Annotated in this window: 21 protein-coding genes and 1 tRNA gene; 8 read left to right on the plus strand and 14 right to left on the minus strand. The window is 63.8% G+C overall.

The features are described 5' to 3' along the window. The first annotated feature begins 4 nt into the window (after positions 1 to 4). Positions 5 to 280, plus strand: coding sequence for a hypothetical protein (locus HOY34_RS11665; protein WP_172363008.1), 276 nt, complete (start codon positions 5 to 7; stop codon positions 278 to 280). A gap of 100 nt (positions 281 to 380) precedes the next feature. On the opposite strand, the gene eda is transcribed toward HOY34_RS11665, so the two are convergent. Together eda and edd are read right to left on the minus strand one after the other, a co-directional pair. Further along, on the minus strand, positions 381 to 1,025 hold the full coding sequence (gene eda, locus HOY34_RS11670) for a bifunctional 4-hydroxy-2-oxoglutarate aldolase/2-dehydro-3-deoxy-phosphogluconate aldolase (protein ID WP_172363010.1): 645 nt from the start codon (positions 1,023 to 1,025) through the stop codon (positions 381 to 383). 81 nt (positions 1,026 to 1,106) lie between these two features. Further along, positions 1,107 to 2,933 (minus strand): phosphogluconate dehydratase, encoded by a 1,827-nt coding sequence (edd, locus tag HOY34_RS11675; RefSeq protein WP_172363012.1) that lies wholly within the window; start codon positions 2,931 to 2,933, stop codon positions 1,107 to 1,109. 227 nt (positions 2,934 to 3,160) lie between these two features. Here edd and HOY34_RS11680 point away from each other — a divergent pair, with 227 nt between their 5' ends. After that, the gene (locus tag HOY34_RS11680) at positions 3,161 to 4,390 is read left to right on the plus strand and encodes an RSP_2647 family RNA methyltransferase (protein WP_172363014.1); all 1,230 of its coding nucleotides are present in this window, start codon (positions 3,161 to 3,163) and stop codon (positions 4,388 to 4,390) included. Next, the gene (locus HOY34_RS11685; RefSeq protein WP_172363016.1) at positions 4,390 to 4,932 is read left to right on the plus strand and encodes an RSP_2648 family PIN domain-containing protein; all 543 of its coding nucleotides are present in this window, start codon (positions 4,390 to 4,392) and stop codon (positions 4,930 to 4,932) included. Before HOY34_RS11680 ends, HOY34_RS11685 begins: the two co-directional genes overlap by 1 nt. 106 nt (positions 4,933 to 5,038) lie before the next feature. On the opposite strand, the gene eno is transcribed toward HOY34_RS11685, so the two are convergent. Then, a complete protein-coding gene (eno, locus tag HOY34_RS11690) occupies positions 5,039 to 6,316 on the minus strand; it encodes a phosphopyruvate hydratase (protein WP_172363018.1) in 1,278 nt (425 codons plus the stop codon). An 80-nt stretch (positions 6,317 to 6,396) separates the two neighbouring features. Next, positions 6,397 to 7,326, minus strand: coding sequence for a DMT family transporter (locus HOY34_RS11695; protein ID WP_172363020.1), 930 nt, complete (start codon positions 7,324 to 7,326; stop codon positions 6,397 to 6,399). Positions 7,327 to 7,622: 296 nt separating this feature from the next. On the opposite strand from HOY34_RS11695, the gene pepN reads away from it, so the two are divergent. Both pepN and tgt read left to right on the plus strand, forming a co-directional pair. Next, entirely contained in the window at positions 7,623 to 10,220 is a 2,598-nt protein-coding gene (pepN, locus tag HOY34_RS11700; RefSeq protein WP_172363022.1) for an aminopeptidase N, read from the plus strand. Positions 10,221 to 10,792: 572 nt separating this feature from the next. Next, positions 10,793 to 11,923, plus strand: a complete 1,131-nt coding sequence (gene tgt, locus HOY34_RS11705; protein WP_172363024.1) for a tRNA guanosine(34) transglycosylase Tgt — start codon at positions 10,793 to 10,795, stop codon at positions 11,921 to 11,923. A gap of 216 nt (positions 11,924 to 12,139) precedes the next feature. On the opposite strand, the gene HOY34_RS11710 is transcribed toward tgt, so the two are convergent. The 7 genes from HOY34_RS11710 to HOY34_RS11740 all read right to left on the minus strand — a co-directional run bounded on the left by HOY34_RS11710 (position 12,140) and on the right by HOY34_RS11740 (position 17,981). Continuing rightward, positions 12,140 to 12,215: transfer RNA gene (locus HOY34_RS11710), tRNA-Phe, on the minus strand. A gap of 677 nt (positions 12,216 to 12,892) precedes the next feature. Next, positions 12,893 to 13,252, minus strand: coding sequence for a Grx4 family monothiol glutaredoxin (gene grxD, locus HOY34_RS11715; RefSeq protein WP_172363026.1), 360 nt, complete (start codon positions 13,250 to 13,252; stop codon positions 12,893 to 12,895). Then, positions 13,249 to 13,437 carry a hypothetical protein gene (locus tag HOY34_RS11720; protein WP_172363028.1) on the minus strand — a complete coding sequence of 63 codons (189 nt, stop codon included), beginning with the start codon at positions 13,435 to 13,437 and terminating at the stop codon, positions 13,249 to 13,251. Before HOY34_RS11720 ends, grxD begins: the two co-directional genes overlap by 4 nt. A 19-nt stretch (positions 13,438 to 13,456) precedes the next feature. Next, positions 13,457 to 13,699: a BolA/IbaG family iron-sulfur metabolism protein gene (locus HOY34_RS11725; protein ID WP_172363030.1), complete on the minus strand. Its 243-nt coding sequence runs from the start codon at positions 13,697 to 13,699 to the stop codon at positions 13,457 to 13,459. Between the two features lie 84 nt (positions 13,700 to 13,783). After that, positions 13,784 to 14,212 carry a GNAT family N-acetyltransferase gene (locus tag HOY34_RS11730; RefSeq protein WP_366926955.1) on the minus strand — a complete coding sequence of 143 codons (429 nt, stop codon included), beginning with the start codon at positions 14,210 to 14,212 and terminating at the stop codon, positions 13,784 to 13,786. A gap of 32 nt (positions 14,213 to 14,244) precedes the next feature. Then, complete coding sequence (purL, locus tag HOY34_RS11735; RefSeq protein WP_172363034.1) at positions 14,245 to 16,419, minus strand: phosphoribosylformylglycinamidine synthase subunit PurL; 2,175 nt, start codon at positions 16,417 to 16,419, stop codon at positions 14,245 to 14,247. 668 nt (positions 16,420 to 17,087) lie between these two features. Beyond that, the gene (locus HOY34_RS11740) at positions 17,088 to 17,981 is read right to left on the minus strand and encodes a LysR family transcriptional regulator (RefSeq protein WP_172363036.1); all 894 of its coding nucleotides are present in this window, start codon (positions 17,979 to 17,981) and stop codon (positions 17,088 to 17,090) included. Between the two features lie 243 nt (positions 17,982 to 18,224). On the opposite strand from HOY34_RS11740, the gene HOY34_RS11745 reads away from it, so the two are divergent. Further along, positions 18,225 to 19,037 carry a glutamate racemase gene (locus tag HOY34_RS11745; protein WP_172363038.1) on the plus strand — a complete coding sequence of 271 codons (813 nt, stop codon included), beginning with the start codon at positions 18,225 to 18,227 and terminating at the stop codon, positions 19,035 to 19,037. Between the two features lie 100 nt (positions 19,038 to 19,137). Here the strand turns inward: HOY34_RS11745 and HOY34_RS11750 are convergent, their stop codons facing one another. Continuing rightward, positions 19,138 to 19,758 carry a thiamine phosphate synthase gene (locus HOY34_RS11750; protein WP_172363040.1) on the minus strand — a complete coding sequence of 207 codons (621 nt, stop codon included), beginning with the start codon at positions 19,756 to 19,758 and terminating at the stop codon, positions 19,138 to 19,140. Between the two features lie 259 nt (positions 19,759 to 20,017). On the opposite strand from HOY34_RS11750, the gene HOY34_RS11755 reads away from it, so the two are divergent. Further along, complete coding sequence (locus HOY34_RS11755) at positions 20,018 to 20,806, plus strand: RNA methyltransferase (RefSeq protein ID WP_253944403.1); 789 nt, start codon at positions 20,018 to 20,020, stop codon at positions 20,804 to 20,806. Between the two features lie 146 nt (positions 20,807 to 20,952). Beyond that, positions 20,953 to 22,191, plus strand: a complete 1,239-nt coding sequence (locus tag HOY34_RS11760) for a lytic murein transglycosylase (protein ID WP_172363042.1) — start codon at positions 20,953 to 20,955, stop codon at positions 22,189 to 22,191. 98 nt (positions 22,192 to 22,289) lie between these two features. Here the strand turns inward: HOY34_RS11760 and HOY34_RS11765 are convergent, their stop codons facing one another. Both HOY34_RS11765 and HOY34_RS11770 read right to left on the minus strand, forming a co-directional pair. Further along, positions 22,290 to 23,063 carry an EcsC family protein gene (locus tag HOY34_RS11765; RefSeq protein WP_172363044.1) on the minus strand — a complete coding sequence of 258 codons (774 nt, stop codon included), beginning with the start codon at positions 23,061 to 23,063 and terminating at the stop codon, positions 22,290 to 22,292. Between the two features lie 127 nt (positions 23,064 to 23,190). Next, on the minus strand, positions 23,191 to 23,676 hold the full coding sequence (locus tag HOY34_RS11770; RefSeq protein ID WP_172363046.1) for a GNAT family N-acetyltransferase: 486 nt from the start codon (positions 23,674 to 23,676) through the stop codon (positions 23,191 to 23,193). Between the last annotated feature and the right edge of the window lie 40 nt (positions 23,677 to 23,716).

The raw sequence follows: 23,716 nt of genomic DNA on the forward strand, positions 1-23,716 counted from the left end.
TGCGATGCAACTGAGCGAGGCCGATCCGAAAGGGCTGGTGCGGGAAAGCTATCGCATCGAGGGCATCAGCGACGGCGAATGCCGCTCGATCTTTATCGACTGGGCGCTGAGCCTTGGTGACAGCCGCAAAGTGCCCGACGCGCTGCGCACGCTGATCGCAGAATATGTGGCGGGCGCGCCGGATCATCCGATGAATGCGGTGCTGATCGCAGGGCTGATGCCCGCGCCAGAGGCAAAGCGGCGCGGCGGCAGGCTGGGCCGGGCCCCGGCTTCAGCCTGATCCTGAAACAGGCCAGATTTTACCCTGGCCTGACCTGAAGCGTTTCTGGCCCGGGCCGGGCCAGAAACGTAAGCGTAAACCGGGCAGATCGCGCCAGGCCTCAGCCCGCCGCCAGTGCTGTTGCTGCGCGGGCGAGGCGGGTGACCTCTTCCCAGTTTCCGGCCTGAACCGCCTCTTTGGGGGCAACCCAGCTGCCGCCGACGCAAAGCACATTCGGCAAGCTCAGGTAATCGCCTGCGTTTTTCGTGCTGATCCCGCCCGTCGGGCAAAAGCGTATCTGCGGCAGGGGCGATGACAGCGCCCGCAAAAACGCAGCGCCCCCCGCCTGTTCCGCCGGGAAGAATTTTTGCACAGTATAGCCGCGCTCCAGCAGCGCCATCGCCTCGGAGGCCGAAGAGGCACCGGGCAAAAGCGCCAGCCCCTCATCCTCGCAGGCCTCGATCAGCGCGGGTGTGGCACCCGGCGAGACGCCAAACTTCGCCCCGGCAGCCTTTGCCGCCCGCACATCGGCGCGGGTCAAAAGCGTGCCTGCACCGACCACGCCGCCCTCGACCTCTGACATGGCGCGGATCACATCCAGCGCCGCTTTGGTGCGCAGGGTCACCTCAAGCGCAGGCAGCCCGCCCGCAACCAGCGCCTTTGCCAGCGCTGCGGCCTGGGCCACCTCTTCGACGATCAGCACCGGGACAACCGGGGCCAGGCGGCAGATCTGTTCAGAGGCGATGGATTGCTCTGCGGGGGTCATGGTATTTCCTCATCCACCCGGCGATTGCCGGGACTTGCTTAAAAGGGGCGGTGCATCCCGCCAGATTTACAAAACGGCGGCTTACAGAACAACTGCGGCCCCATGTTCGGCGGTGCCGACGGTGCGGCGGAACATCTCGAACAGCTCGCGCCCGGTGCCAAAGCCATTGGCGGCAAGATCGGCGCTGACCGGGCTGCGGGTGTCGAAATCGGGCGCAAGGCAGCTGAGGCTGCCCGATGTCGCATCAAGGCGCAAGAGATCGCCGTCACGCAGCCGGGCCAGCGGGCCGCCACAGGCCGCCTCGGGCGAGACATGGATCGCGGCGGGCACTTTGCCGCTGGCGCCTGACATGCGGCCATCGGTGACCAGCGCCACCTTCAGCCCGCGTTCCTGCAGGACGCTCAGCACCGGGGTCAGCGAGTGCAGTTCCGGCATGCCATTGGCCTGCGGCCCCTGGAAGCGCAAAACGATGATGGTGTCAGAGGTGAACTCGCCGCGTTTGAAGGCCGCTTTGACCGAATCCTGATCGTGGAAGATGCGGGCCGGGGCCTCGACGACATGACGCTCTGGCGCGACGGCAGAGATCTTGATTACCGCCCGCCCCAGATTGCCCGACAGCTGCCGCAGCCCGCCTGTTTGCGCGAAAGGATCGGCGGCGGGGCGCAGGATGCGGTCGTTCAGCGTGGTCTCGGGGCCGTCACGGTAACGGAACTGGCCCTCATGCAGTTCGGGCTCGCGGGTGTAATGCGACAGGCCATCACCGGCGACGGTTTTGACATCCTCATGCAAAAGCCCTGCGCCAAGCAGGTCGCGGATCAGGAATTGCAGCCCGCCCGCGGCGTGGAAATGGTTCACATCGGCCAGGCCATTCGGGTAGACCCGCGCCATCAGCGGCACCACGCCCGAGAGATCATCAAAATCCTCAAGATCCAGGATCACGCCAGAGGCCCGCGCCATCGCGGGCAGATGCAGGATCAGATTGGTCGAGCCACCCGTTGCCATAAGCCCGACGATCCCGTTCACATAGGCACGCTCGTCCAGGATTTCGCCGACGGGGCGGAAGTCATTGCCCTGGGCGGTGATCGCAGCGGCACGGGCGACCGCAGCCTCGGTCAGCGCGTCGCGCAGAGGGGTGCCGGGGTTGACGAAGGTTGCGCCAGGAAGATGCAGGCCCATCACCTCCATCAGCATCTGATTGGTATTGGCAGTGCCGTAAAAGGTGCAGGTTCCGGGCCCGTGATAGGCTGCCATCTCAGCCGCCATAAGATCTTCGCGCGTGGCCTTGCCCTCGGCGAAAGCGGCGCGGACCTTGGCCTTTTCGTCATTGGCGATACCGCTGGACATCGGGCCTGCGGGCACGAAAATCGCCGGGATATGGCCAAAGGTGGCCGCCGCCATGATCAGCCCCGGCACGATCTTATCGCAGACCCCCAGCCAGAGCGAGGAATCGTAGCAGTCGTGGCTAAGCGAGACCGCCGCCGCCAGCGCGATCACGTCACGCGAGAAAAGCGACAACTCCATCCCGGGCTGGCCCTGGGTGACGCCGTCGCACATCGCAGGCACACCACCCGCGACCTGGGCCGTGGCGCCAATGCGCCGCGCGGCCTCACGGATCTGGGCGGGGTAGGTCTCATAGGGCTGATGCGCCGAAAGCATGTCATTATAGGCGGTGATGATGCCGATATTGGGCTTTTTCCCGGCACTCAGATCGGCCTTGTCACTGCCCATCGCCGCATAGGCATGCGCCTGGTTCGAGCAGCTGAGATGCGCGCGCACCGGGCCCTTGGCCACCGCCGCCGCCATGCGGGTAAGATAGGCGCTGCGGGTGGCGGCAGAGCGGGCGCGAATACGCTCGGTCACTTTGGCGATCGTGGGATGCAAAGAGGCGGCGGGATGCTTGGATGTCATGGCTCTGTCAACGTCCTGGCTGAGGCGACCGCTTTGGGGTCGGCTGGAACTGTTAGCGCTAACATTAGCGGTTTTCCGACCTGGGCGCAAGGGAAAGGCGCGGGAATGGTCAAATTCTCATCCCAGTTTAGCATCACCTGGCCTGTGGTCCAGTAAAGCGGCGGATTTTTTGCGCAAACTGCGCTGGACCCTATCGCAGCGAAAGCTGGGGGATTAAGAGAGGGGGCATGACAGATACAGATCTCCCCCCCGCCTCAGAGCAAAACAAACGCCCCGTTGTCAGACTGCGCCCCAAGGCCGAGGCGCGGGCGATCCGCCATGGCTTCCCCTGGGTCTATGCAGATGAGCTGGTGATGGACCGCCGCTCCTCCGGGCTGGCGGCGGGCACGCTGGCGGTGCTGGAAGATGCAGAGCGGCGGGCGCTTGGGCTGGTGACGGTGAACCCTGCGTCAAAGATCGTGGCGCGGATACTGGATCGTGACCCCGAGGCCGAGATTGATCAGGCCTGGTTCGAGGCCCGGCTTTCGCGGGCCCAGGCCCTGCGGGCGCGCCTTTATGCGGCCCCTTTCTATCGTCTGGTCCATGCCGAGGCCGATGGCCTGCCAGGCGTGGTGATCGACCGTTTCGGTGATGTTGCGGTTGTGCAGCCCAATGCCGCCTGGGCCGAGGCGCATCTTGACCAGCTGGTTGCAGCCCTGGTCGCGGTGACCGGGATCACAAGCGTGATCAAAAACGGCTCGGGCCGGGCGCGGGGGCTGGAAGGGCTTTCCGAGGAAAGCGGCGTGATCCTTGGCGCGGCCCCTGCGGCCCCGGTGCCGGTGCCGATGAATGGCGCGACCTATATGGCGGATCTGACCGGCGGGCAGAAAACCGGCCTCTTCTATGATCAGCGTGACAATCACGCCTTTACCGCGCGCCTGGCCAAAGGGGCGCGGGTGCTGGATGTCTTTACCCATGTTGGCGGCTTTGCACTGGCGGCGCTGGCAGGTGGTGCGCAATCGGCGCTGGCGGTCGACGGCTCGGCCCCGGCTTTGGCGCTGGCTGCCGAAGGGGCGAAAACCTCTGGCTTTGCTGATCGTTTCACCACCCGTCAGGGCGATGCTTTCCAGGTGCTTGAGGCATTGGGGACTGAGGGGGCGCAGTTTGATCTGGTGATCTGTGACCCGCCCGCCTTTGCACCGGCGAAACCCGCACTGGAAGCGGGGCTTCGCGCTTATGAGCGGGTGGCCCGTCTGGCGGCCCAACTGGTGGCGCCGGGCGGTTATCTGGTGCTGTGCTCATGCTCGCATGCGGCGGATCTGTCGTCGTTCCGCAATGCTTCCGCCCGCGGTATCGGGCGCGGGGGGCGGCGTGGTCAGCTGATCTATACCGGATTTGCCGGGGCGGATCATCCGGTGATGCCGCAACTGGCGGAATCGGGCTATCTGAAGGCGCTTGCTTTCCGGCTGGACGGCTGATGAAGGTTCTGCTTGACGCCTGCGTGCTCTTTCCGACGGTCCTGCGTGAGATCTTGCAGGGCGCGGGCGAGGCGGGGCTGTTCGAGCCGATCTGGTCAGATCGGATCCTGGGCGAATGGACCCATAGTTCAGCCAAGCTGGGCGCAGGCGTGCAGGCGGTGGCAGAGGGTGAGGCGGCGCTGTTTCGCGCAGCCTTCCCACGCGGCAGGGTGCAGCCGCAGCCAGGGATTGAGGCGCGGCTGGTCTTGCCCGATGAGGGCGATCTGCATGTGCTGGCGTCGGCGATTGCCGGACATGCGGATGCGATTGTAACCTTCAATGCCCGCGATTTTCCGGGCCATGTGCTTGCGGCTGAGGGGATTGCAAGGCGTGATCCCGATGGTTTTTTGTGGGAGCTGTATTCTCATCAGCCACAAAAGATGGGGGAGGTCGTCGAGAGGGTGCGGGCAAAAGCCGAAGCCCTGTCCGGAAACCCGGTTCTGTTAAAGCCGCTTTTGAAGCGCGTGCGGCTTTTTCGGCTGGCCAAAGCGATGATGGCCTGATCCGCGAAATACGGGTTTACAAAAGTTACGGGCACCAAAGGTGCCCGCAAATTTCTTGCAAGAAATTTGCCCGGATTTTTGGAAAAATCCGGGCCTCTGGCTGGCCTCAGCCTTTCAGGATCGAGCGGCCCGCGTATTCGGCAGTGGCGCCCAGCATTTCTTCAATGCGGATCAGCTGGTTGTATTTCGCCATCCGGTCCGAGCGCGACAGCGACCCGGTTTTGATCTGACCGCAATTCGTGGCCACTGCCAGATCTGCAATCGTGCTGTCCTCGGTCTCGCCCGAGCGGTGCGACATCACATTGGTGTAGCGGGCACGGTGGGCCAGATCGACAGCTTCCAGCGTCTCGGTCAGGGTGCCGATCTGGTTCACTTTGACCAGCATCGAGTTTGCGACCCCGGCTTTGATTCCATCGGCCAGGCGGCGCGGGTTGGTTACGAAGAGATCGTCGCCCACCAGTTGCACCTTTGCGCCGAGGCTGTCGGTCAGAAGCTTCCAGCCCTCCCAGTCGTCCTCGGCCATGCCGTCTTCGATCGAGATGATCGGATAGTCTGCCGCCAGCTTTGCCAGGTATTCGGCATTCTCGGCCGAGGTCAGCGACAGGCCTTCGCCCTTCATCTCATATTTGCCGCCCTTGAAATATTCGGTCGAGGCGCAGTCGAGGGCGAGGTAGATATCCTCACCGGGCTTATAGCCGGCTTTCTCAATCGCTTTCAGGATGAAATCCAAGGCCACGCGTGAGGAGGAAAGGTTCGGCGCAAAGCCACCCTCATCGCCGACATTGGTGCCATATCCGGCCGCCGACAGCTCTTTCTTCAGCGTGTGGAACACTTCCGAGCCCATGCGGATCGCGTCACGCATTTCATCCGCGCCGACCGGCATGATCATGAATTCCTGAATGTCGATGGGGTTGTCGGCATGTTCGCCGCCATTGATGATGTTCATCATCGGAACCGGCAGAACCCGCGCCGAAGTGCCACCGATATAACGGTAAAGCGGCTGGGTTGTGTATTCCGCCGCAGCCTTTGCCACCGCCAGCGACACGCCGAGGATCGCATTGGCGCCCAGGCGCGATTTGTTGGGCGTTCCGTCCATCTCGATCATGGTGCGGTCGATGCCCAGCTGTTCGGTCGCATCATAGCCGACCAGCTCTTCGGCGATCTCGCCATTCACGGCGGCCACGGCCTCAAGCACGCCCTTGCCGAAATAGCGCGATTTGTCGCCATCGCGGCGCTCATTGGCCTCATGGGCGCCGGTCGAGGCCCCCGAGGGCACAGCCGCGCGGCCCATGGCGCCGCTTTCCAGCACCACATCGACCTCTACGGTCGGGTTGCCACGGCTGTCGAGGATTTCGCGGGCGTGAATGTCAATGATCGTGCTCATTGGGGGCTCCGTTTGGCGGTTTATCTGCAGATTTCGGTTTCAATCCTGCGGGATGGGCCTGTCCCGCCACTGGTTTAGCCTCAGGTTGGGCCTGGGGGAAGGGTCGGCATGCGTTTCTCTGCCCGCTTTCTGGCCCGGCCAAACATATAAAGGCCGGAGAGGATCACGAGGCCAGAGCCCAGCAGCACATTCAGGCTGAGCTCTTCGCCGAGGAAAACAATCGCCAGCAGGAAGGCAAATACCAGCCGCGTGTAACGGAATGGTGCCACCGCCGAGACCTCGCCGATACGCATCGCCTCGACCACCAGATAATAGCCGATCAGCCCGACGAAGACCGCGCAGCCCAGCACCAGCGCCTTGTCGGGGGCGGGGGTCTCGAACCCATCGCCGCGATAAAGCATCAAAAGCAGCCCCGCAGGCACCGAGGCCAGCACCCCCCAGGCCGAAAGGCTCATGGTGCCCAGATGCGGCGGCAGGCGGCGCGTCACCAGATCGCGCACCGACAGCGCGATCACACAGCCAACCATCGAGAGGCCCGCGATATCGATCCCGCTTTCCCAGGGCTTCAGGATGATCATCACCCCCACAAAGCCGGTGACGATAGAGATCCAGCGCCGCCAGCCGACGGTTTCACCAAGGAAAAGCGCAGCCCCCGCGGTGATCATCAGCGGTGAGGCCTGCAAGAGCGCCGAGGCCATCGCCATCGGCACAATCGCCAGCGCCAGAAGATAGGTGAAGGCCGCCACCCCCTCTGACAGGTTGCGCACCAGCGCCTTGCCGCGCAGCGCATCCAGGCTGAACACCTTCTCGCCGCGCATCATCGCAAGGATCGCAAAAATCCCGCCGCCCAGAAGGCCGTTGATCACCAGAACCTGGCCCGGCGGCATGGAAATGGCGGCGACTTTCAGAAAGGTATCCTCGACCGCGAAAGCAGCCATCGAGGCGATCATCATGATCGTCGCGCGGCGATTGTCCTGCGACTGGCTGGCCGCAATCGGCGTGGCGCTCATTTCTTTCCCCCTGAGCCGCAGATGATGCTTGTCAAAGCTGTCAGGCGATGCTGCGCTTTGGTCAGCCGTTGCGGCAGATCGCTCTTAGCCTGGGTTCAGCCAGGAGGGAAGGCGGGCAAAGATCAGCCCTTCGCCTCGGGGCCCGGGGCGCTGTCGGTCAATTCGTAACACATCCCGCCAGTCTTGGGGCAAGGGCGATTGAAGATCCGCGCGGATCGCGCCATCCTGCGCGGGCCATTTCTGCGACCCTGCCTCTGTGCCCCCACCTCTGCGCCCCCGGCGATAAGGAATTTGACATGACCGCCACGACACCCTCTGAGCATGATCCCCGCACCGTCTGGCTGTCTGATTATCGCCCCTTCAGCCATCTGGTCGACCGGGTCGAGCTTACCTTTCGCCTTTCGCCTTTGCGCACCAAAGTGGCGGCGCGGCTGCATATGCGGCCAAACCCCGCCGCCCCAGGCCCGCATGTGCTGCGCCTTGACGGCGAAGAGCTGCGGCTGATCTCGCTGAAACTTGACGGCGCGCTGCTGGATCTGACCCCGGATGAAACCGGCCTGACCATTCCGGGCGATCTTTTGCCCGATGCACCCTTCACGCTGGAAACCCTGGTTGAGATCGACCCGGCGGAAAACACCGCGCTGGAGGGGCTTTATATGTCGAATGGCATGTATTGCACCCAATGCGAGGCCCAGGGTTTTCGCAAGATCACCTTCTACCCCGACCGCCCTGATGTGATGGCGCGGTTCAGCGTGGTGATTGAGGGCGAGGCGCCCGTTCTGTTGTCAAACGGCAATCCGGTGGCAGGGACTGCCGGGGCAGATGGCCAGACCCGCGCCGAATGGGATGATCCCTGGCCCAAGCCCGCCTATCTTTTCGCCCTGGTTGCGGGGGATCTGGTCGCGCATCGGGACCGCTTTACCACGAAATCCGGGCGCGACGTTGATCTGGCGATCTGGGTACGCCAGGGCGATCAGGACCGCTGCGCCTGGGCGATGGACAGCCTGATCCGCTCGATGAAATGGGATGAAGAGGTTTACGGGCGCGAATATGACCTCGATATATTCAACATCGTCGCCGTTGATGATTTCAACATGGGCGCGATGGAGAATAAGGGGCTGAATATCTTCAACTCCAAATTCGTGCTGGCCTCGCCCGAAACGGCCACTGACGACGATTTCGCCCGCATCGAGGCGATCATCGCGCATGAATATTTCCACAACTGGACCGGCAATCGCATCACCTGCCGCGACTGGTTCCAGCTTTGCCTGAAAGAGGGGCTGACGGTCTTCCGCGACCAGCAATTCTCGGGCGATATGCGCAGCCATGCGGTCAAACGCATCGAAGACGTGGCGCTTTTGCGGGCGCGCCAGTTCCGAGAGGACCAGGGCCCGCTGGCCCATCCCGTTCGCCCGGAAAGCTTTGTCGAGATTAACAATTTCTACACGGCCACGGTCTATGAAAAGGGCGCAGAGCTGATCCGCATGCTGAAAGTGCTGGTCGGCGATCAGGCTTACGCAAAGGCGCTGGATCTCTATTTCAGCCGCCACGATGGTCATGCGGCGACGATCGAGGATTGGCTGCGCGTCTTTGAGGATGTGACGGGGCAAGATCTCAGCCAGTTCAAGCGCTGGTATTCAGAGGCGGGCACGCCGCGCCTTCAGGTCTCGGACAGTTTTGAAAATGGCACCTATCGCCTGGTGCTGCGCCAGCACACGCCGCCAACGCCCGGCCAGCCCGTGAAATCGCCAAAGGTGATTCCGGTCGCGGTGGGGCTTTTGGCGCAGGACGGAAGTGAACTGCATCCGACCCGCATCCTGACCCTGACAGAGGCAGAGCAAAGCTTTGAATTCACTGGCCTGAACGAGCGTCCGGTGCCCTCGATCCTGCGCGGCTTCTCGGCCCCGGTGGTGCTGGAGCGTGAGACAAGCGTCACCGAGCGCGCGCTGCTGCTGGCCCATGACAGCGATCTCTTCAACCGCTATGAGGCCGGGCGCTCGCTGGCGCGAGAGATGCTGGTGGCCAGCCTTAGTGGCAGGCCCGATCTGCAAGAGGCCTGGCTGGACGCGCTGGTGCCGGTGATCCGCGATGTGGATCTGGACCCTGCTTTCCGGGCGCTGATCCTGCGGCTGCCGGGCGAGGATGACCTGGCCCAGGCGCTGGCGGATCGTGGCATCACCCCCGATCCGGCGGCGATCTATCTGGCGCGGCGCAGCGCGGGCGATGCGCTGGCGGCGGCGCTGGCGCGGGATTTGCCGGGGCTGCTGGCGGGTTTGCAGGACAACAGGCCCTTTGTTCCCGATGCAGCCGGGGCGGGGCGGCGCGCGCTGCATGCGGCGCTTCTGGCGCTGCAATCGCGTCTAGACGGGGGGCAAGCGGCGGCAGCTGCTTTTGCCGCGGCCGACAATATGAGCGCGACAATCGCTGCGCTGACGGCGCTGCTGGACAATGGGCAGGGCCAGGCTGAACTGACCGCTTTCGCGGGCAAATGGCAGGCAGATCGCAATGTCATGGACAAATGGTTCATGCTGCAGATCGCCTGTGCCGCCCCCGGAAAAGCGGCAGAGATTGCCGATGCGCTGACGGGGAATGCAGATTTCGACCTGAAGAACCCCAACCGTTTCCGCGCGGTCTTTGGCGCGCTGGCGGCCAATCATGCGGGCTTTCATCAGGCAGATGGCGCGTGCTATCGGCTGCTGGCCGACTGGCTGCTGCGCCTAGACACGCTGAACCCGCAGACGGCGGCGCGGATCTCGACCGCGTTTGAGACCTGGCCGCGCTATGACGCCGCCCGCCAGGCGCTGATCCGGGCAGAGCTGACCCGCATCAGTGCGACACCAGGCCTGAGCCGTGATCTTTCAGAGATGGTCGGGCGGATGCTGGCCGCAGGCTGACCGGGGTGACTGCCAGGCCCGCCCGCCGGTCTGTGCGGGCGGGCCTGCAACGGGCGGGCCTGCAACGGTGGCGCCTGAATCGGAGGGCCTGATCAGCTCTGTGCGATGCTTGAAAAGCGGGATGAGTTGTTCCCTGATCCATGCATGGGCGTGTTTGGCGGCCAGAAAGGCTGCCAGCAGGGTATTGTGATATGCCGCTGATCATTGCTTTGCCTGGAATTATCTCTGCGGCCGCTTTCTGGTATTGCGGGCCAAAGCCGTGGGCCAGGTGCCGGGCGATGTGGCCGGGGGCGCAGGTGGCCGGGGGCGCAGCTGGCGGGGCCGCGCGTGCGTTGTCGCCACAGCAACGCGACGCGCCGGAAGTTATCGCCCGCCAGTATCGCAACAAATAAGGGGCAGGGGCTGCCCCGGGCCCTTCCCCTGACCTGCGGCCACAGCTTTGACACCAAAGCGGGTGCAAAGCGGGTGCACTGGCGCGGGATCTGTGGCAAAAGCCCCCAGATCGGCCTCTGGCTGCGCGCTTTCCGCGCCGCGCCCGGAGCCGCGCTTTGGGTTCATGCGTGAGACAAAAGATGCAGCAACGCTTTTCATTCGAGCTGAAGGCGAAAGACGGCGCCGCCCGCCTTGGCGTGATCAAAACGCCGCGCGGAGAGATCCGCACCCCGGCCTTCATGCCGGTCGGCACCGCCGCAACCGTCAAGGCGATGATGCCGGAATCGGTGGCGGCGACGGGCGCTGATATCCTGCTGGGGAATACCTATCATCTGATGCTGCGTCCTGGCGCCGAGCGTGTGGCGCGTTTAGGTGGGCTGCATAATTTCATGAACTGGCAAAAGCCGATCCTGACCGACTCGGGCGGTTTTCAGGTCATGAGCCTTGCCGGCCTGCGCAAGCTGACGGAAGAGGGCGTGCGTTTTTCCAGCCATGTCGACGGCTCAAAGCATATGCTTTCGCCGGAACGCTCGATGGAGATCCAGAAACTGCTGGGCTCTGACATCGTGATGTGTTTCGACGAATGCCCGGCGTTGCCCGCGACCGAGGAAGAGGTCGCAAAGTCGATGCGGCTTTCGATGCGGTGGGCGCAGCGCTCGCGCGATGCCTTTGGCGACCGGCCGGGACACGCGCTGTTTGGCATCATGCAGGGCGGCGTGACCCGCGAGCTGCGCGAGGAATCGGCCCAGGCGCTGCGCGAGATCGGCTTTGACGGCTATGCGGTCGGCGGCCTGGCGGTGGGCGAGGGGCAAGAGGCGATGTTCGGCGTTCTGGACTATGCGCCCGGATTCCTGCCCGAGGACAGGCCGCGCTATCTGATGGGGGTCGGCAAGCCCGATGATATCGTCGGCGCGGTCGAGCGCGGTATCGATATGATGGATTGCGTGTTGCCGTCACGCTCGGGTCGTACGGGCCAGGCCTGGACGCGCCGCGGCCAGGTGAATATCAAGAACGCCCGCCACCAGGACGACCCGCGCCCACTGGATGAGAACTGCAGCTGCCCGGCGTGCCGCAACTACTCGCGCGCCTATCTGCATCACGTGTTCCGCAGCCAGGAGATCATCTCTTCGATGTTGGTGACATGGCACAACCTGCACTACTATCAAGAGCTTATGGCAGGCCTGCGTGAGGCGATCGGCGCCGGGAAACTGGCCCAATTCGTGGCCGGCTTCCATGCGGCGCGGGCCGAGGGCGATATAGAGCCGCTCTGAGGCGGATCAGCGAGACAGATCAGCAGGCGAAGTCCTCAGCCAACAAATGCGCGCCCGCATAAGGGCGTGCAGGATTTGCACGGATCTGATTTCGACGCGGCCAGGATCTGCGGCCGAGGTCTTTCCCTGATGCACTATGCCTCAGCCAAAACAATATGCCAGCGGCACCAATGGTTTGCTTGTTCAAAGCGGCGTCATTTTGAGGGAGTTATCAAGTGGTGCCCGGAGACGGATTTGAACCGCCGACACGCGGATTTTCAATCCGCTGCTCTACCAACTGAGCTATCCGGGCACCTTTGATGTGGGGGTGATACCCAAGCCTCAGGGCGGTGTCCAGAGGTAAAAAACAAATAAATGCATTGTCTTCGGAAGAATGATTGCCTGCCTGCCAGGATTGATCTCAGCCCGCACCAATACCCTGCCGTGATCCGCGCTGGAGTGATGCGCATCGCCCCTTGTCCTGCGGGCAGAGCGTCACTAAGTTCACCACTGGCGGGTGCTGCTCTTCGCGTGAGGGGTCCATAACCCAGTGGCCGATAAGCATATGAATGGGGGCTGGCTCTGCCCGGATCCTGGTCCGGATACCTGGTTCCCACCTGAGACCTCTGGCTCTCGGGATATCGAGACCACCCACGGCCGCTGCGGGCCCGCCACCTGATTTCCCCGAGCATCTCTGAGAATGGCCTGCGTCTTTCGCCGTGCGTTTTCGCTGTGCCGCTGAAGGCGCACGGAAGATGCTCTATGAAAGGGGGCGATTATGAGGGGCGCTGAACACCGCGCGGTGCTGCGAGCGTGTCCCTGTCAGTGCCAGCGCAGAGAATCACCAAAACAGCCGGGGTCTGGATTCGGAAGGTCTGCGTTCGGAACGTATGGGGGGGGCGGAGGTCTGCGTTCGGAGGTCTGCGTTCCGCCTGGCCGCAGGTATTCCCGGGCAGGGCTGCCCGGGACCAGTATTGTCCGCGCGGTCGTTTACGCGTTGGCTTCGCGGATTTTATCGGCGGCTTCTTTGTTAAAGCTGATGCCATTCTCGGTGAAAAGCGTGTCCAGCTCGCCCGAAAGCGTCATCTCGGTCACGATGTCACAGCCGCCGACGAACTCGCCTTTGACGTAAAGCTGCGGAATCGTGGGCCAGTCGGAAAAGTCTTTGATTCCCTGACGGATTTCGGCATCGGCCAGAACATTCACATCGAGATAGTCGATGCCCATATAGTTCAGCACCCCGGCCACCCGGCTGGAAAAGCCGCATTGCGGCATGGTTTTGGTGCCCTTCATGAACAGCACCACGTCGTTCTTCTCAACCGTTTCGCGGATCTGATCCTGCGCGCTCATATCATTTCCCTCTTGCTTCGCCAGGCCTCAAGCCGGCGCATACGCAGCCAGTAGCTGCCGCCATATTTCAGAAATCCCCGCATATCGCGGCAATAGCCCAGCGGAGACAGCATCCGCAGGATGGCATCCACCAGCTGCAACAACGCCACCACAATCCGCAATATCAGATCGAAGATTTCGGACATTCGAAAATTACACCCGAAGCTACTCTGGCGCTTTCGTCGTCAGCGCCAGCGCGTGCAGATCGCCATGCGCGCCGTCCATCTTGCCTTTCAGGCTGGCATAGACGGCACGCTGTTGCTGCACCCGGTTCATGCTGCGAAAGCTTTCGTCGATCACTTCGGCGGCCCAGTGATTGCCGTCTCCGGCGAGGTCGGTAATGGTGATCTGGGCCTCGGGGAAGCTTTCCCGGATCAAAGCCTCAATATCCTTGCCTTCCATTGGCATCGGGCTGCTCCTTGCTCTTTCACCTAAGATGTATGCGCTGGCTGCGCGGCCCGCAAGGGATATGGCCCAAAGGCTGCAGGCGGGTTACGCCTGCAATGCACGCCATTCCGGTGCCAGCATCGCCAGCGCGTCGCAATCGACCCAGGTGCCGTTTCGCTTCCAGCACTGGCGCATATTGCCCTCATGGGTAAAGCCTGCGCCGAGGAAGGTTTTCAGCGCCACCGGATTGTCGAAAACCACGTCGCACATGATCCGATGGGCGTTATAGCTGCCGAAGAGCAGATCAGTGACCGCACGGATCAGCCGGGGGCCGTCGCCTTTGCCAGGCTCTGTCACCGTCAGATTGTCGAGATACCAGACCTGGTCGTAAAGCATGCGCAGGGTGGCGATGCCGTTGCAGTCTGCGCCTTCGGCGATCAGGATCAGGCAGTCCTGATCATCCAGCATCGCGGTCAGCTCTGCCATGCCCTTGTCCATAAGGGCCTGCGGGTGGGCCCGGATCAGCAGGTCCACCCGTTCAAGATCAGCCTCTGTCGCCTTGCGGATCAAAGGCCCACGGCTTTGGCAAAGGCACCGCGATAAAGCGCTGACAGCTCAGCCAGCGGTGCGCTGTCCTGGCCAAGGGTGACGCTGTCGCCGCCGAAGCTGCCGATGCGGGCCACCGCAACGCCTGCGGTAAGGGCGGCGGCCTCGATCTGGGCTGCGGCGCTTTCGCGCACCGCCAGCAGATAGCGGGCCTGATCTTCGCCAAAGAGCGCCGAGGTATCGCCCGGGATCAGCGTGATGCCGACGCCTGCATCCTCGGCCATCTCAAAGGCTGCCAGCGCAAGGCCGCCATCGCCCAGATCCGATGCCGCAACGATCTGGCGGCGCTGCGCACGGACGAAATCGCCGTTTTTCTTTTCGGCGGCCAGATCGACCGAGGGCGCATCGCCGCGTTCATCGCCAAAGGCCTCGGCCAGCAGCGCCGACTGGCCCAGGTGGCCGAAGGTCTCGCCGATCAGCAGCGCCACATCGCCCGCCTGGGGCTTGCCGCAGATCAGATCGTCCAGCGAGGCAAGGATCCCCACCGCGCCGATGGTCGGCGTCGGCAGGATGCCCGAGCCGTCGGTCTCATTATACAAGGACACGTTGCCCGAGACGATCGGCATATCCAGCGCCGAGACAGCCTCGCCGATGCCTTTGATCGCGCCGACGAACTGGCCCATGATCTCGGGCTTTTCGGGGTTGCCGAAGTTCATATTGTCGGTCGTGGCCAGCGGCAGGGCGCCCATGGCGGTCAGGTTGCGGTAAGCCTCGGCCACGGCCTGCTTGCCGCCCTCAAAGGGGTTTGCCTTGACGTAGCGCGGCGTCACATCCGAGGTGAAGGCCAGCGCTTTCGAGGTTCCGTGAACGCGCACGACGCCTGCGGGCAGGCCCGGGGTCACGACGGTATCGGCACCGACCTGGCTGTCGTATTGCTCAAACACCCAGCCTTTATGGGCGTAATTCGGGCTGCCGATCAGCACTCTCAGCCCCTCAATCGCGCCGATATGCGGCACGGCGCCAAGGGGTTCGGCCTTCGGCGTCTCAACCCAGGGGCGGTTGTATTCCGGCGCAGAGGACGACAGCTTCGACAGCTGGATATCGGCCTTGATCTCATTTCCGTGCAGGATCAGGAAACGGTCTTCCGGGATCGTCTCGCCGACGATGGCAAAGTCGAGATCCCATTTCACGAAGATCGCCCGCGCCACGTCTTCCAGCTCGGGGTTCAGCACCATGAGCATGCGCTCCTGGCTTTCCGACAGCATCATCTCATAGGCGGTCATATTGGTTTCGCGCTGCGGCACCTGGTCCAGCTGCAGCTTGATGCCAAGGCCACCCTTGTCGCCCATCTCAACCGCCGAACAGGTCAGGCCAGCCGCGCCCATGTCCTGGATCGAGATCACCGCGCCGGTCTGCATCAGCTCAAGGCAGGCTTCCAGCAGGCGTTTCTCGGTGAAGGGGTCGCCGACCTGAACGGTGGGGCGTTTTTCCTCGATGGTGTCGTCAAACTCGGCCGAGGCCATGGTCGCGCCGCCAACGCCGTCACGGCCGGTTTTCGCGCCAAGGTAAACCACCGGCATGCCGACGCCCGAGGCCGCCGAGTAGAAGATCTTGTCGGTATCCGCCAGGCCCGCTGCGAAAGCGTTCACAAGGCAGTTGCCGTTGTAGGATTTGTGGAAGCGCACTTCGCCGCCAACCGTCGGCACGCCGAAAGCATTGCCGTAGGAACCAACGCCCTCAACCACACCTTTGACCAGATGCGCGGTCTTGTGGTGGGACGGCAGGCCGAACGAGAGCGCATTCATCGCAGCGATCGGCCGCGCACCCATGGTGAAGACGTCGCGCAGGATGCCGCCGACGCCGGTCGCGGCGCCCTGATGCGGCTCGATGTAAGAGGGGTGGTTGTGGCTTTCCATCTTGAAGATGACCGCCTGGCCATCACCGATATCCACCACGCCCGCGTTTTCACCCGGGCCGCAGATCACTTGCGGGCCGGTCGTGGGCAGGGTGCGCAGCCAGACTTTCGACGATTTATAGGAACAATGCTCGTTCCACATTGCCGAGAAGATGCCCAATTCGGTGAAGCTGGGCTCGCGGCCGAGGATCTCAAGCAGGCGGGTATATTCGTCAGGCTTGATCCCATGCGAGGCGATCAGCTCCGGGGTGATGGCGGGTTCGCGTGCGGCAACGGTCATGATCTGGCCTCCGGGTCTGCAGTTTGCTCTGCGCTATGCGGGAAATCTGAGCGGGAAATCTGCGGGCGTCATATTGCATGCGGGGCGATTGGGGAAGGGCTCTGCCGGCACTGATGCAGGATAATACGAGCGGGCCGCGCAGTATTGCCGAAAGCAGGGCGTGGCCCCGGCCCGTAGAGCTGCGCGCGAATGCGATTCGTGCATGCCTGGGACGGGCGCGGTCTGCTAGCACAGAACAAAAAAAAGGCCGAGCAAAGCTCGGCCCAAGTCCAACAGGGAGGTATGAGGGCGAACAGGTTGCCCTGATCAGCGCCTCGTAGCCTGATTTATGGGCTGTTTATAAATTATGCAAGTGCAGCAATGTCGCAGGTCGGGCAATGCTGCTATGCGCGGATCGCATGGCTGGAGGGGCGGGATGTTTGCGGTAACGCCGCAGGGCAGGAAAGGCGCAGAAAAAGCGGGGGGCGGGGCCAGTCTTCGCCAGCCTCTGCCTTCCTCTGGCTGTCCTGAACACTTCTGGTCGGCGCAAGAGGGCTGAGCGCTGCGATACCTCTCCGGCTCTGTATGGGGGCATGCCCAGGATCTGAACGGCGGCAAGGGCTGCGCCGCGGCAGAAACCGCGGGCCCGCAGCCCCTGAGGTCCGCAATACAGCCGAAACAGAGAGGCCTCAGCTGCCGTGGCTGCGGCGGAAGGTTGAGATTTCCTCGGTCACGAAATCGCGAAAGGCTGCGACGCGTTTTGAGTGCCGCAATTCCTCGGGATAGGCCAGAAACACCGGCACTTCGCCCGATTCGACATCGGCCAGAACGCGCACCAGATGTGGGTTCTCTTCGGTCGTGTAATCCGGCAGCACCCCGATGCCGAGATGGTTGATCACGCCCTGCTGCACACCGAAGTAATTGTTCACATGCAGCGTCGAGGGGATGTCATGGGCCATGATCTCCTGGACCAGCCGCGCTCCTGCCGCCACCTGCGGTGTGCCGGGGTGCTGACAGATCAGGCGGTGCTGGCCCATATCGGCCATGGTCTGCGGCGTGCCGTGCCGCGCCAGGTATTCCGGCGTTGCATAAAGGCGCATGCGGATATTCATCAGACGGCGGCGGATCAGATCGGCCTGGCTCGGCTCTTTCATGCGGATCGCGACATCGGCCTCGCGCATCGGCAGATCGAGGACGCGCTCTTCCAGCATCAGGTCGATCTTCAGCGCCGGGAATTTCTCATAAAGCCGCGCCAGACGTGGCGCCAGCCAGAGCGTTCCGAACCCCATGGTGGTGGTCACGCGCAATTCGCCGAAAACCTCATCCTCGCTGTCGCGGATGCGGGCGGCGGCGGCATCAAGGCGCTTGGCCATGGCCTGGGTGGCCTCGAACAGCAATTCACCCTGTTCGGTCAGGATCAGGCCGCGGGCATGGCGGTGGAACAGCGTCACATCAAGGCTTTCTTCCAGCGCGCGGATCTGGCGGCTGACGGCGGATTGCGACAGATGCAGCACCTCACCCGCATGGGTCAGGCTGCCTTTGTCGGCCACCGCGTGGAAAATTCTCAGCTTGTCCCAGTCCATGTCTCAATGCCCTTCCATTCGCGCCGGACCATAGCACAAGCCATGCAGCAGAGGAAAACCAGATCACGCAATTTTGCTGTAGCAATGGGGATTTGGCAGGAATGTCACGCCAGAGGCCCTGGCAAGCCTTTCGTGGCGCTGCGGTTGTGCCTATGATTGCAGCAAAGAGCGGTGAAATCCGCTATGGGGGAGGGCGCGTTTCGGCCCCATCCCGGTCAGGCAAGCACGTGAGAGGGCAGGCAGATGGCGGTAGGCGTATTTGATTCGGGCTTGGGCGGGCTGACGGTGCTGGATGCGCTGGTCAAAAAACTGCCCGATGTGCCCTTTGTCTATTTCGGCGACAATGCGCATGCGCCTTATGGGGTGCGGACGGCGGATGACATTTTCGCCCTGACCTGCGCCGCGACCGAGCGTCTTTGGGCTGAGGGCTGCGATCTGGTGATTCTGGCCTGCAATACCGCCTCGGCTGCGGCGCTGCGGCGGATGCAGGAACATTGGCTGCCCGCCGACAAGCGGGTGCTGGGGGTCTTCGTGCCGCTGATCGAGGCGCTGACCGAACGGCAATGGGGCGACAACTCGCCCCCGCGCGAGGTGACGGTGAAGCATGTGGCACTGTTTGCCACGCCCGCGACCGTGTCGAGCCGGGCCTTCCAGCGCGAGTTGGCGTTCCGCGCGATTGGCGTCGATGTCGAGGCGCAGCCCTGTGGCGGTGTGGTCGATGCGATCGAGCAGGGCGATGAGATCCTGGCGGATGCGCTGGTGCGCAGCCATGTCGAGGCGCTGAAACGGCGGATGCCCGCGCCAGAGGCGGCGATCCTTGGCTGCACCCATTACCCGCTGATGGAAAAGACCTTCCAGGAGGCGCTTGGCCCGCAGGTCAAAGTCTATAGCCAGGCGCGGCTGGTTGCAGACAGCCTCTCGGATTACCTGGCGCGGCGGCCCGAGTTTCTGGGTTCGGGGCGCGAAAGCAAGTTCCTGACCACGGGCGATCCGGTCTCGGTCAGCGCCCATGCCACCCAGTTCCTGCGCCGGGGCATCCGGTTTGAAAAGGCCTGACAGGGAGTGATCCGGGCTGATGCTGCTTGCCCTTCAATAAAATCAGCCGCCCCTTTCGGGGGCGGCTTTTTTCGTGGCCGTCGCGGGGAATGGGTTTGGGTCAGCCAAGCGGCGCGATCAGCGCCTGCAGTGCCGCCAGCGGATCCTCGGCCGACCAGATCTCTTCGCCAATGGCGAAATGGTCGGTCACCGGGCCAAAGCGGGTGATCAGCTCTGTGGTCAGCGCGCCCTCGGCGATAACCGGCACCTCGATCATCTCAGACCACCACTGGAACAGATCCCAGTCTGCACGGCTGCCATCGCCCAGGCTGCTTTCGCCCACCGGGCCAAAGGCGACGTAATCGGCCCCGGCTTCGGCGGCATTGATGCCCTCATGCCGGGTCGCGCCGCAAAAGGCGCCGATGATCGCATCTGCGCCCAGATCCTTGCGGGCCTTGCGCAGCGAGCGCGCGCCATCGGTCAGATGCACGCCGTCAAGGCCATGCGGCTCGACCAGCAGCAGGTGGTTCTCGATCACCACGGGCACGTCGCGGCGATGGGCGACATCGCGGCAGATATCGGCGGCGAGGCCCAGGTCATCGGTGTTGCGGGTGGCCAGCGAGATGCGCAGGCAGGCGATCTCAACCGTATCCAGCACGCGGGCCAGCTGGTCGGGGAAAAGATCGGTCTGGAAGCTCGGGGGCGTGATCAGATTGATCTGCGGGCGGTCTTCTGCGGACATTTCGGGCCTCCGGCTGCTGTGTCGGGGCGGGCTGTAGCAGCGTTTGCGGGTTTTGGCTACGGGGTAGGCCGTGCGGGGTAGGCCGTGCGGGGTGGGCTGTGCGGGGTAGGCCGTGCCGTTGCATATGGCGGGCAGGGCGGTTTTGTTTCCTCCGCCCGATTTGCCCGCTCGCCATTTGCCCGCTCCGCCATTTGCTTGTTACCGGGGGCCATGCAGGGTATCGGGGCGCGGAACCTGCACTTAGGGAATGGGCCCGCGAATGGCAAAGGCTGAGATGATTGATCCGGTGGTCGTGCTGGTGCGCCCGCAGATGGGCGAGAATATCGGCGCGGCGGCGCGGGCGATGCTGAATTTCGGCCTTGACCGGATGCGCATCGTAGATCCGCGTGACGGCTGGCCGAACCCGAAAGCCAATGCGATGGCCAGCGGCGCGGGGCGGGTGCTGGATCACGCGGGGATTTTCGCGGATGTCGCGGGCGCGGTGGCAGATTGCGATTTCGTCTTTGCGACCACGGCCCGCTCGCGCGAGCTGGTCAAGGAAATCGTCACGCCAGAGCGGGCGATGGCCATGGCGCGTGAGATGGGGGCGCAGGGCAAGAAGATCGGCATCCTCTTTGGCCCCGAACGCGCCGGGCTGGAAAACGCCGATCTGATCCACGCCAATGCCATCGTCACCGTGCCCGTCAACCCAGAGTTCTTTTCGCTGAACCTTGGCCAGTCGGTCCTGCTGCTGGCCTATGAATGGGGCCGCCAGGGCTCGGCGGTGCCAGACAGCGTGATGGGCCTTGCCCGCACGGAAATGGCCAGCCGCGAAGAAGTGCAGCGCCTTGGCGATCATTATGAGACCCGGCTGGAAGAGGCGGGGTTTTTCTTCCCGCCGACCAAGGCCGATGGCATGCGGCTGAACCTGCGCAATATGTGGAGCAGACTGGCCCTGACCCGGGCTGAGGTGCAGACCCTGCATGGCATGCTGCGCCAGATCCTGTTTCGCAAGGGCCAGGCCGCAGACCCGCCGAATGGGAACCCGCCGCCCGGCGCAGAGGGCTGAGCTGCGGGCCACAGGCGCGGCGTTTTTCCGGCCCTTTCAGGGTGATTATCTCCTGGCGGCTTTCCCGCCACCCGTGCTGCCGGGGCTTTGACTGCGGGCGCTGATCAGCTAAACTGCCTTAAAAATGTAAAACAGAGGCAGGCAGCATGATTTCGCGCAGAGTTTTCACCCTTACCGCCGGATCGGCATTGCTTGCAGGCTGCGTGGGCGGCGCACCGCGCATGGGCGGCGTGGCTACGGGCAGCCGTGAGACGCCCGCGCCGCGTGCCGTGCCCAATGCTGGCTGGACGACCTGGGTTCAGAATTACCGCAATCGCGCGGCAACGCGCGGCATCTCGGCGGGCACGCTGGATGCAGCCTTCCGCCATGCAGGCTTCCTGCCCGAGGTGATCGAGAAAGACCGCAATCAGACCGAGTTCAAACGCTCGCTTGAGGATTATCTGGCGATTGCGGCCTCGGATGAGCGGGTCTCGCTGGGGCGCGAAATGTATGCGCGTTACGGCTCGGTCCTTTCGGCAATCGGGGCGCGATACGGGGTTGAGGGCAATGTCGTCTGCGCCTTCTGGGGGCTGGAAAGCTTTTACGGCACAAGGCGCGGCAATGTTCCGGTGATCTCGGCGCTGTCGACGCTGGCCTATGAGGGGCGGCGGGCGGCCTTTTTTGAAAGCCAGCTGGATGGCGCGATGCGGATCCTGCAGGCGGGGGATATTCCGGCTGACCGGATGCTGGGCAGCTGGGCGGGCGCGATGGGCCACACCCAGTTCATCCCGACCTCGTATCTGCAATATGCGGTGGATTTCACCGGCGACGGGCGGCGCGATATCTGGTCGGATGATCCGACGGATGCGCTGGCCTCGACCGCCAATTACGTGTCGCGCACCGGCTGGCAGCGGGGCCTGCCCTGGGGGATGGAGGTCGTGCTGCCGCAGGGCTTCAACGCCGGTCTTTTGGGGCGCGGCAAGGGGCAGTCGGCGGCGGATTGGGCCGCGCTTGGCGTGTCGCGGGCCGGGGGCGGCGCCCTTGCTGCAGGCTCGATCATCGCGCCTGGCGGGGTGGGCACGCCCGCCTTCCTGCTGACGCAGAATTTCAACGTGATCCTGCGCTATAACAACGCCGAGAATTACGCGATCGGCGTCGGCCATCTGGCCGACCGGATCATCGGCGGCGGCCCGGTCAGGGCGGCTTTTGGCCCTGATGCCAATGGGTTGACCAAGGCAGACCGTCAGGATCTGCAGCGCCGCCTGACGGCGCGGGGCTTTGACACCGGCGGCAGCGACGGGGTGATCGGCCCGAAATCGCGTGAGGCGATCATGGCCTTCCAGAAAAGCCGCGGGATCGAGGCAAACGGCGTGCCGTCGCCCGCCCTGCTGGCCGCATTGCGCTGAACAGCTGAAAGAGGCGGGGCCACTGACTGCGGCGGCCCCGCATCATTGTCCCCGTATCACTGGCCCCGTATCATTGGCCCCGCATCACTTACCGGGCCTCAGGCTTTCGTCAGGCGCGGCTGGGCGGTGGCTGTTGCAAAGTGATGCAGCACCGCCTCGGCGCCATGTTCTTCCGACAGGCGCAGCAGGCGAAAGCGGATCGCGGCCATCTCCCGATAATAACGCAGGAAAGCGGCATTCAGCGCCGCCCCTGACAGCGCCCCCATCACCGGAACCGCCTGGGCGGCCAGTTTCTGCCCCAGCATGGTTGCCAGTTTCGGCGCGACAGTGGCGATCATCTGATTGATCGCCGGGCCGGTCAGCGCCACCCTGGCCGAGAAAAACGCGGTATTGATGCCGTCATCCGCCGCCACCGGGCTGCCAGAGCCAAAGGTGCGCAGCGCCTCGGCCATGATCCAGGGATCGTCGGGGTCATAGCCCTCGCGCAGAGCCTCGCGCCGGATCGCATGCAGCAGGACGGTGATGGTGAAGGGCAGCTCTGCCAGCGCCGAGGCAAACCCGCCCGCGCCGCCCACCAGCCCCGCGCCAATGGCGGCGGTCATGGTGCCACGCTCTCCGGTGCCGGGCAGTTTGCCGCCCTGTTTCGCCACCGCATAGGCGCTTTCAAGGGCGGCGGCGGTGACCGTTTCGGCCCGGGTGCGAAAGCCCGGCGGAAACAGCGACAGCTGTTCCTCCAGTTTGCCGCCAAAGCGGGTCAGCAACGACATGATCGGGCCATTGGCCCGCTTCCAGCGCAGCGCAAGGGTGTCGACTTCGCCGGCGCAATCCGAGAGGGCCGGAAGGGGGGCGGCTTTGGCGGTTTCACTGTTCATGGTTTTGATATTGGGTGGCCCTGGCCGCAACGCAAGATCTGCGGGCCACCAGGATCTGCGGGCCACAAGGCAGGCGCGGCTGTGGCAATCGCGCCAGAGCGGCACCCCGGCCCGCGCAGCGCAGGCCTCAGGTCGCGCGGCTGACCGCGCCAGCAATTCCCGCCCAGGCGCCTTCTTTCAGTGCAAGGCCCAGCACCCGGTCGGGGTTGGTTGGCGGCGGCATCACCACGTGATCAAGCTTTTCAAAGCCAAAGCGGCGGTAATAGGGGGCGTCGCCGACCAGCAAGACACGTTCCCAGCCGATGCGGCGTGCAATGGCCAGGCTTTCGGTGATCAAAAGCCCGCCGAGGCCCTCGCCCTGGCGGGTCGGGTGTACCGCAACCGGGCCCAGCAGCAGGATATCGGTGCTGTCGATTTTCGCGGGCCAATAGCGGATCGCGCCCGCAAGGATACCGTCGCCATCGCGCAGGCACAGGCACAAAGGCGCAATCGTCGGCACGCCCTCGCGCAGTCGGTATGACGAAAGCGCGGTGCGCCCGGGCGCGAAACACAGGTCATAAAGGGCCTCGACTTCCCACCAGTCGGCCTCGGTCTCTTCGTCAAGCCGATACACCTGCGCCTGTCCTTTTTGCTGACGGCAAGGGGGCTGCCGC

Origin of the sequence: Pseudogemmobacter hezensis (genome assembly GCF_013155295.1) — a bacterium.
Lineage (GTDB): Bacteria > Pseudomonadota > Alphaproteobacteria > Rhodobacterales > Rhodobacteraceae > Pseudogemmobacter > Pseudogemmobacter hezensis.

Excerpts from the sequence above, each read along its gene's own strand:
- HOY34_RS11665 (WP_172363008.1), top strand. The coding sequence starts at position 5 with ATGCAACTGAGCGAGGCCGATCCGAAAGGGCTGGTGCGGGAAAGCTAT.
- eda (WP_172363010.1), bottom strand. The coding sequence starts at position 1,025 with ATGACCCCCGCAGAGCAATCCATCGCCTCTGAACAGATCTGCCGCCTG.
- edd (WP_172363012.1), bottom strand. The coding sequence starts at position 2,933 with ATGACATCCAAGCATCCCGCCGCCTCTTTGCATCCCACGATCGCCAAA.
- HOY34_RS11680 (WP_172363014.1), top strand. The coding sequence starts at position 3,161 with ATGACAGATACAGATCTCCCCCCCGCCTCAGAGCAAAACAAACGCCCC.
- HOY34_RS11685 (WP_172363016.1), top strand. The coding sequence starts at position 4,390 with ATGAAGGTTCTGCTTGACGCCTGCGTGCTCTTTCCGACGGTCCTGCGT.
- eno (WP_172363018.1), bottom strand. The coding sequence starts at position 6,316 with ATGAGCACGATCATTGACATTCACGCCCGCGAAATCCTCGACAGCCGT.
- HOY34_RS11695 (WP_172363020.1), bottom strand. The coding sequence starts at position 7,326 with ATGAGCGCCACGCCGATTGCGGCCAGCCAGTCGCAGGACAATCGCCGC.
- pepN (WP_172363022.1), top strand. The coding sequence starts at position 7,623 with ATGACCGCCACGACACCCTCTGAGCATGATCCCCGCACCGTCTGGCTG.
- tgt (WP_172363024.1), top strand. The coding sequence starts at position 10,793 with ATGCAGCAACGCTTTTCATTCGAGCTGAAGGCGAAAGACGGCGCCGCC.
- grxD (WP_172363026.1), bottom strand. The coding sequence starts at position 13,252 with ATGAGCGCGCAGGATCAGATCCGCGAAACGGTTGAGAAGAACGACGTG.
- HOY34_RS11720 (WP_172363028.1), bottom strand. The coding sequence starts at position 13,437 with ATGTCCGAAATCTTCGATCTGATATTGCGGATTGTGGTGGCGTTGTTG.
- HOY34_RS11725 (WP_172363030.1), bottom strand. The coding sequence starts at position 13,699 with ATGCCAATGGAAGGCAAGGATATTGAGGCTTTGATCCGGGAAAGCTTC.
- purL (WP_172363034.1), bottom strand. The coding sequence starts at position 16,419 with ATGACCGTTGCCGCACGCGAACCCGCCATCACCCCGGAGCTGATCGCC.
- HOY34_RS11740 (WP_172363036.1), bottom strand. The coding sequence starts at position 17,981 with ATGGACTGGGACAAGCTGAGAATTTTCCACGCGGTGGCCGACAAAGGC.
- HOY34_RS11745 (WP_172363038.1), top strand. The coding sequence starts at position 18,225 with ATGGCGGTAGGCGTATTTGATTCGGGCTTGGGCGGGCTGACGGTGCTG.
- HOY34_RS11750 (WP_172363040.1), bottom strand. The coding sequence starts at position 19,758 with ATGTCCGCAGAAGACCGCCCGCAGATCAATCTGATCACGCCCCCGAGC.
- HOY34_RS11755 (WP_253944403.1), top strand. The coding sequence starts at position 20,018 with ATGGCAAAGGCTGAGATGATTGATCCGGTGGTCGTGCTGGTGCGCCCG.
- HOY34_RS11760 (WP_172363042.1), top strand. The coding sequence starts at position 20,953 with ATGATTTCGCGCAGAGTTTTCACCCTTACCGCCGGATCGGCATTGCTT.
- HOY34_RS11765 (WP_172363044.1), bottom strand. The coding sequence starts at position 23,063 with ATGAACAGTGAAACCGCCAAAGCCGCCCCCCTTCCGGCCCTCTCGGAT.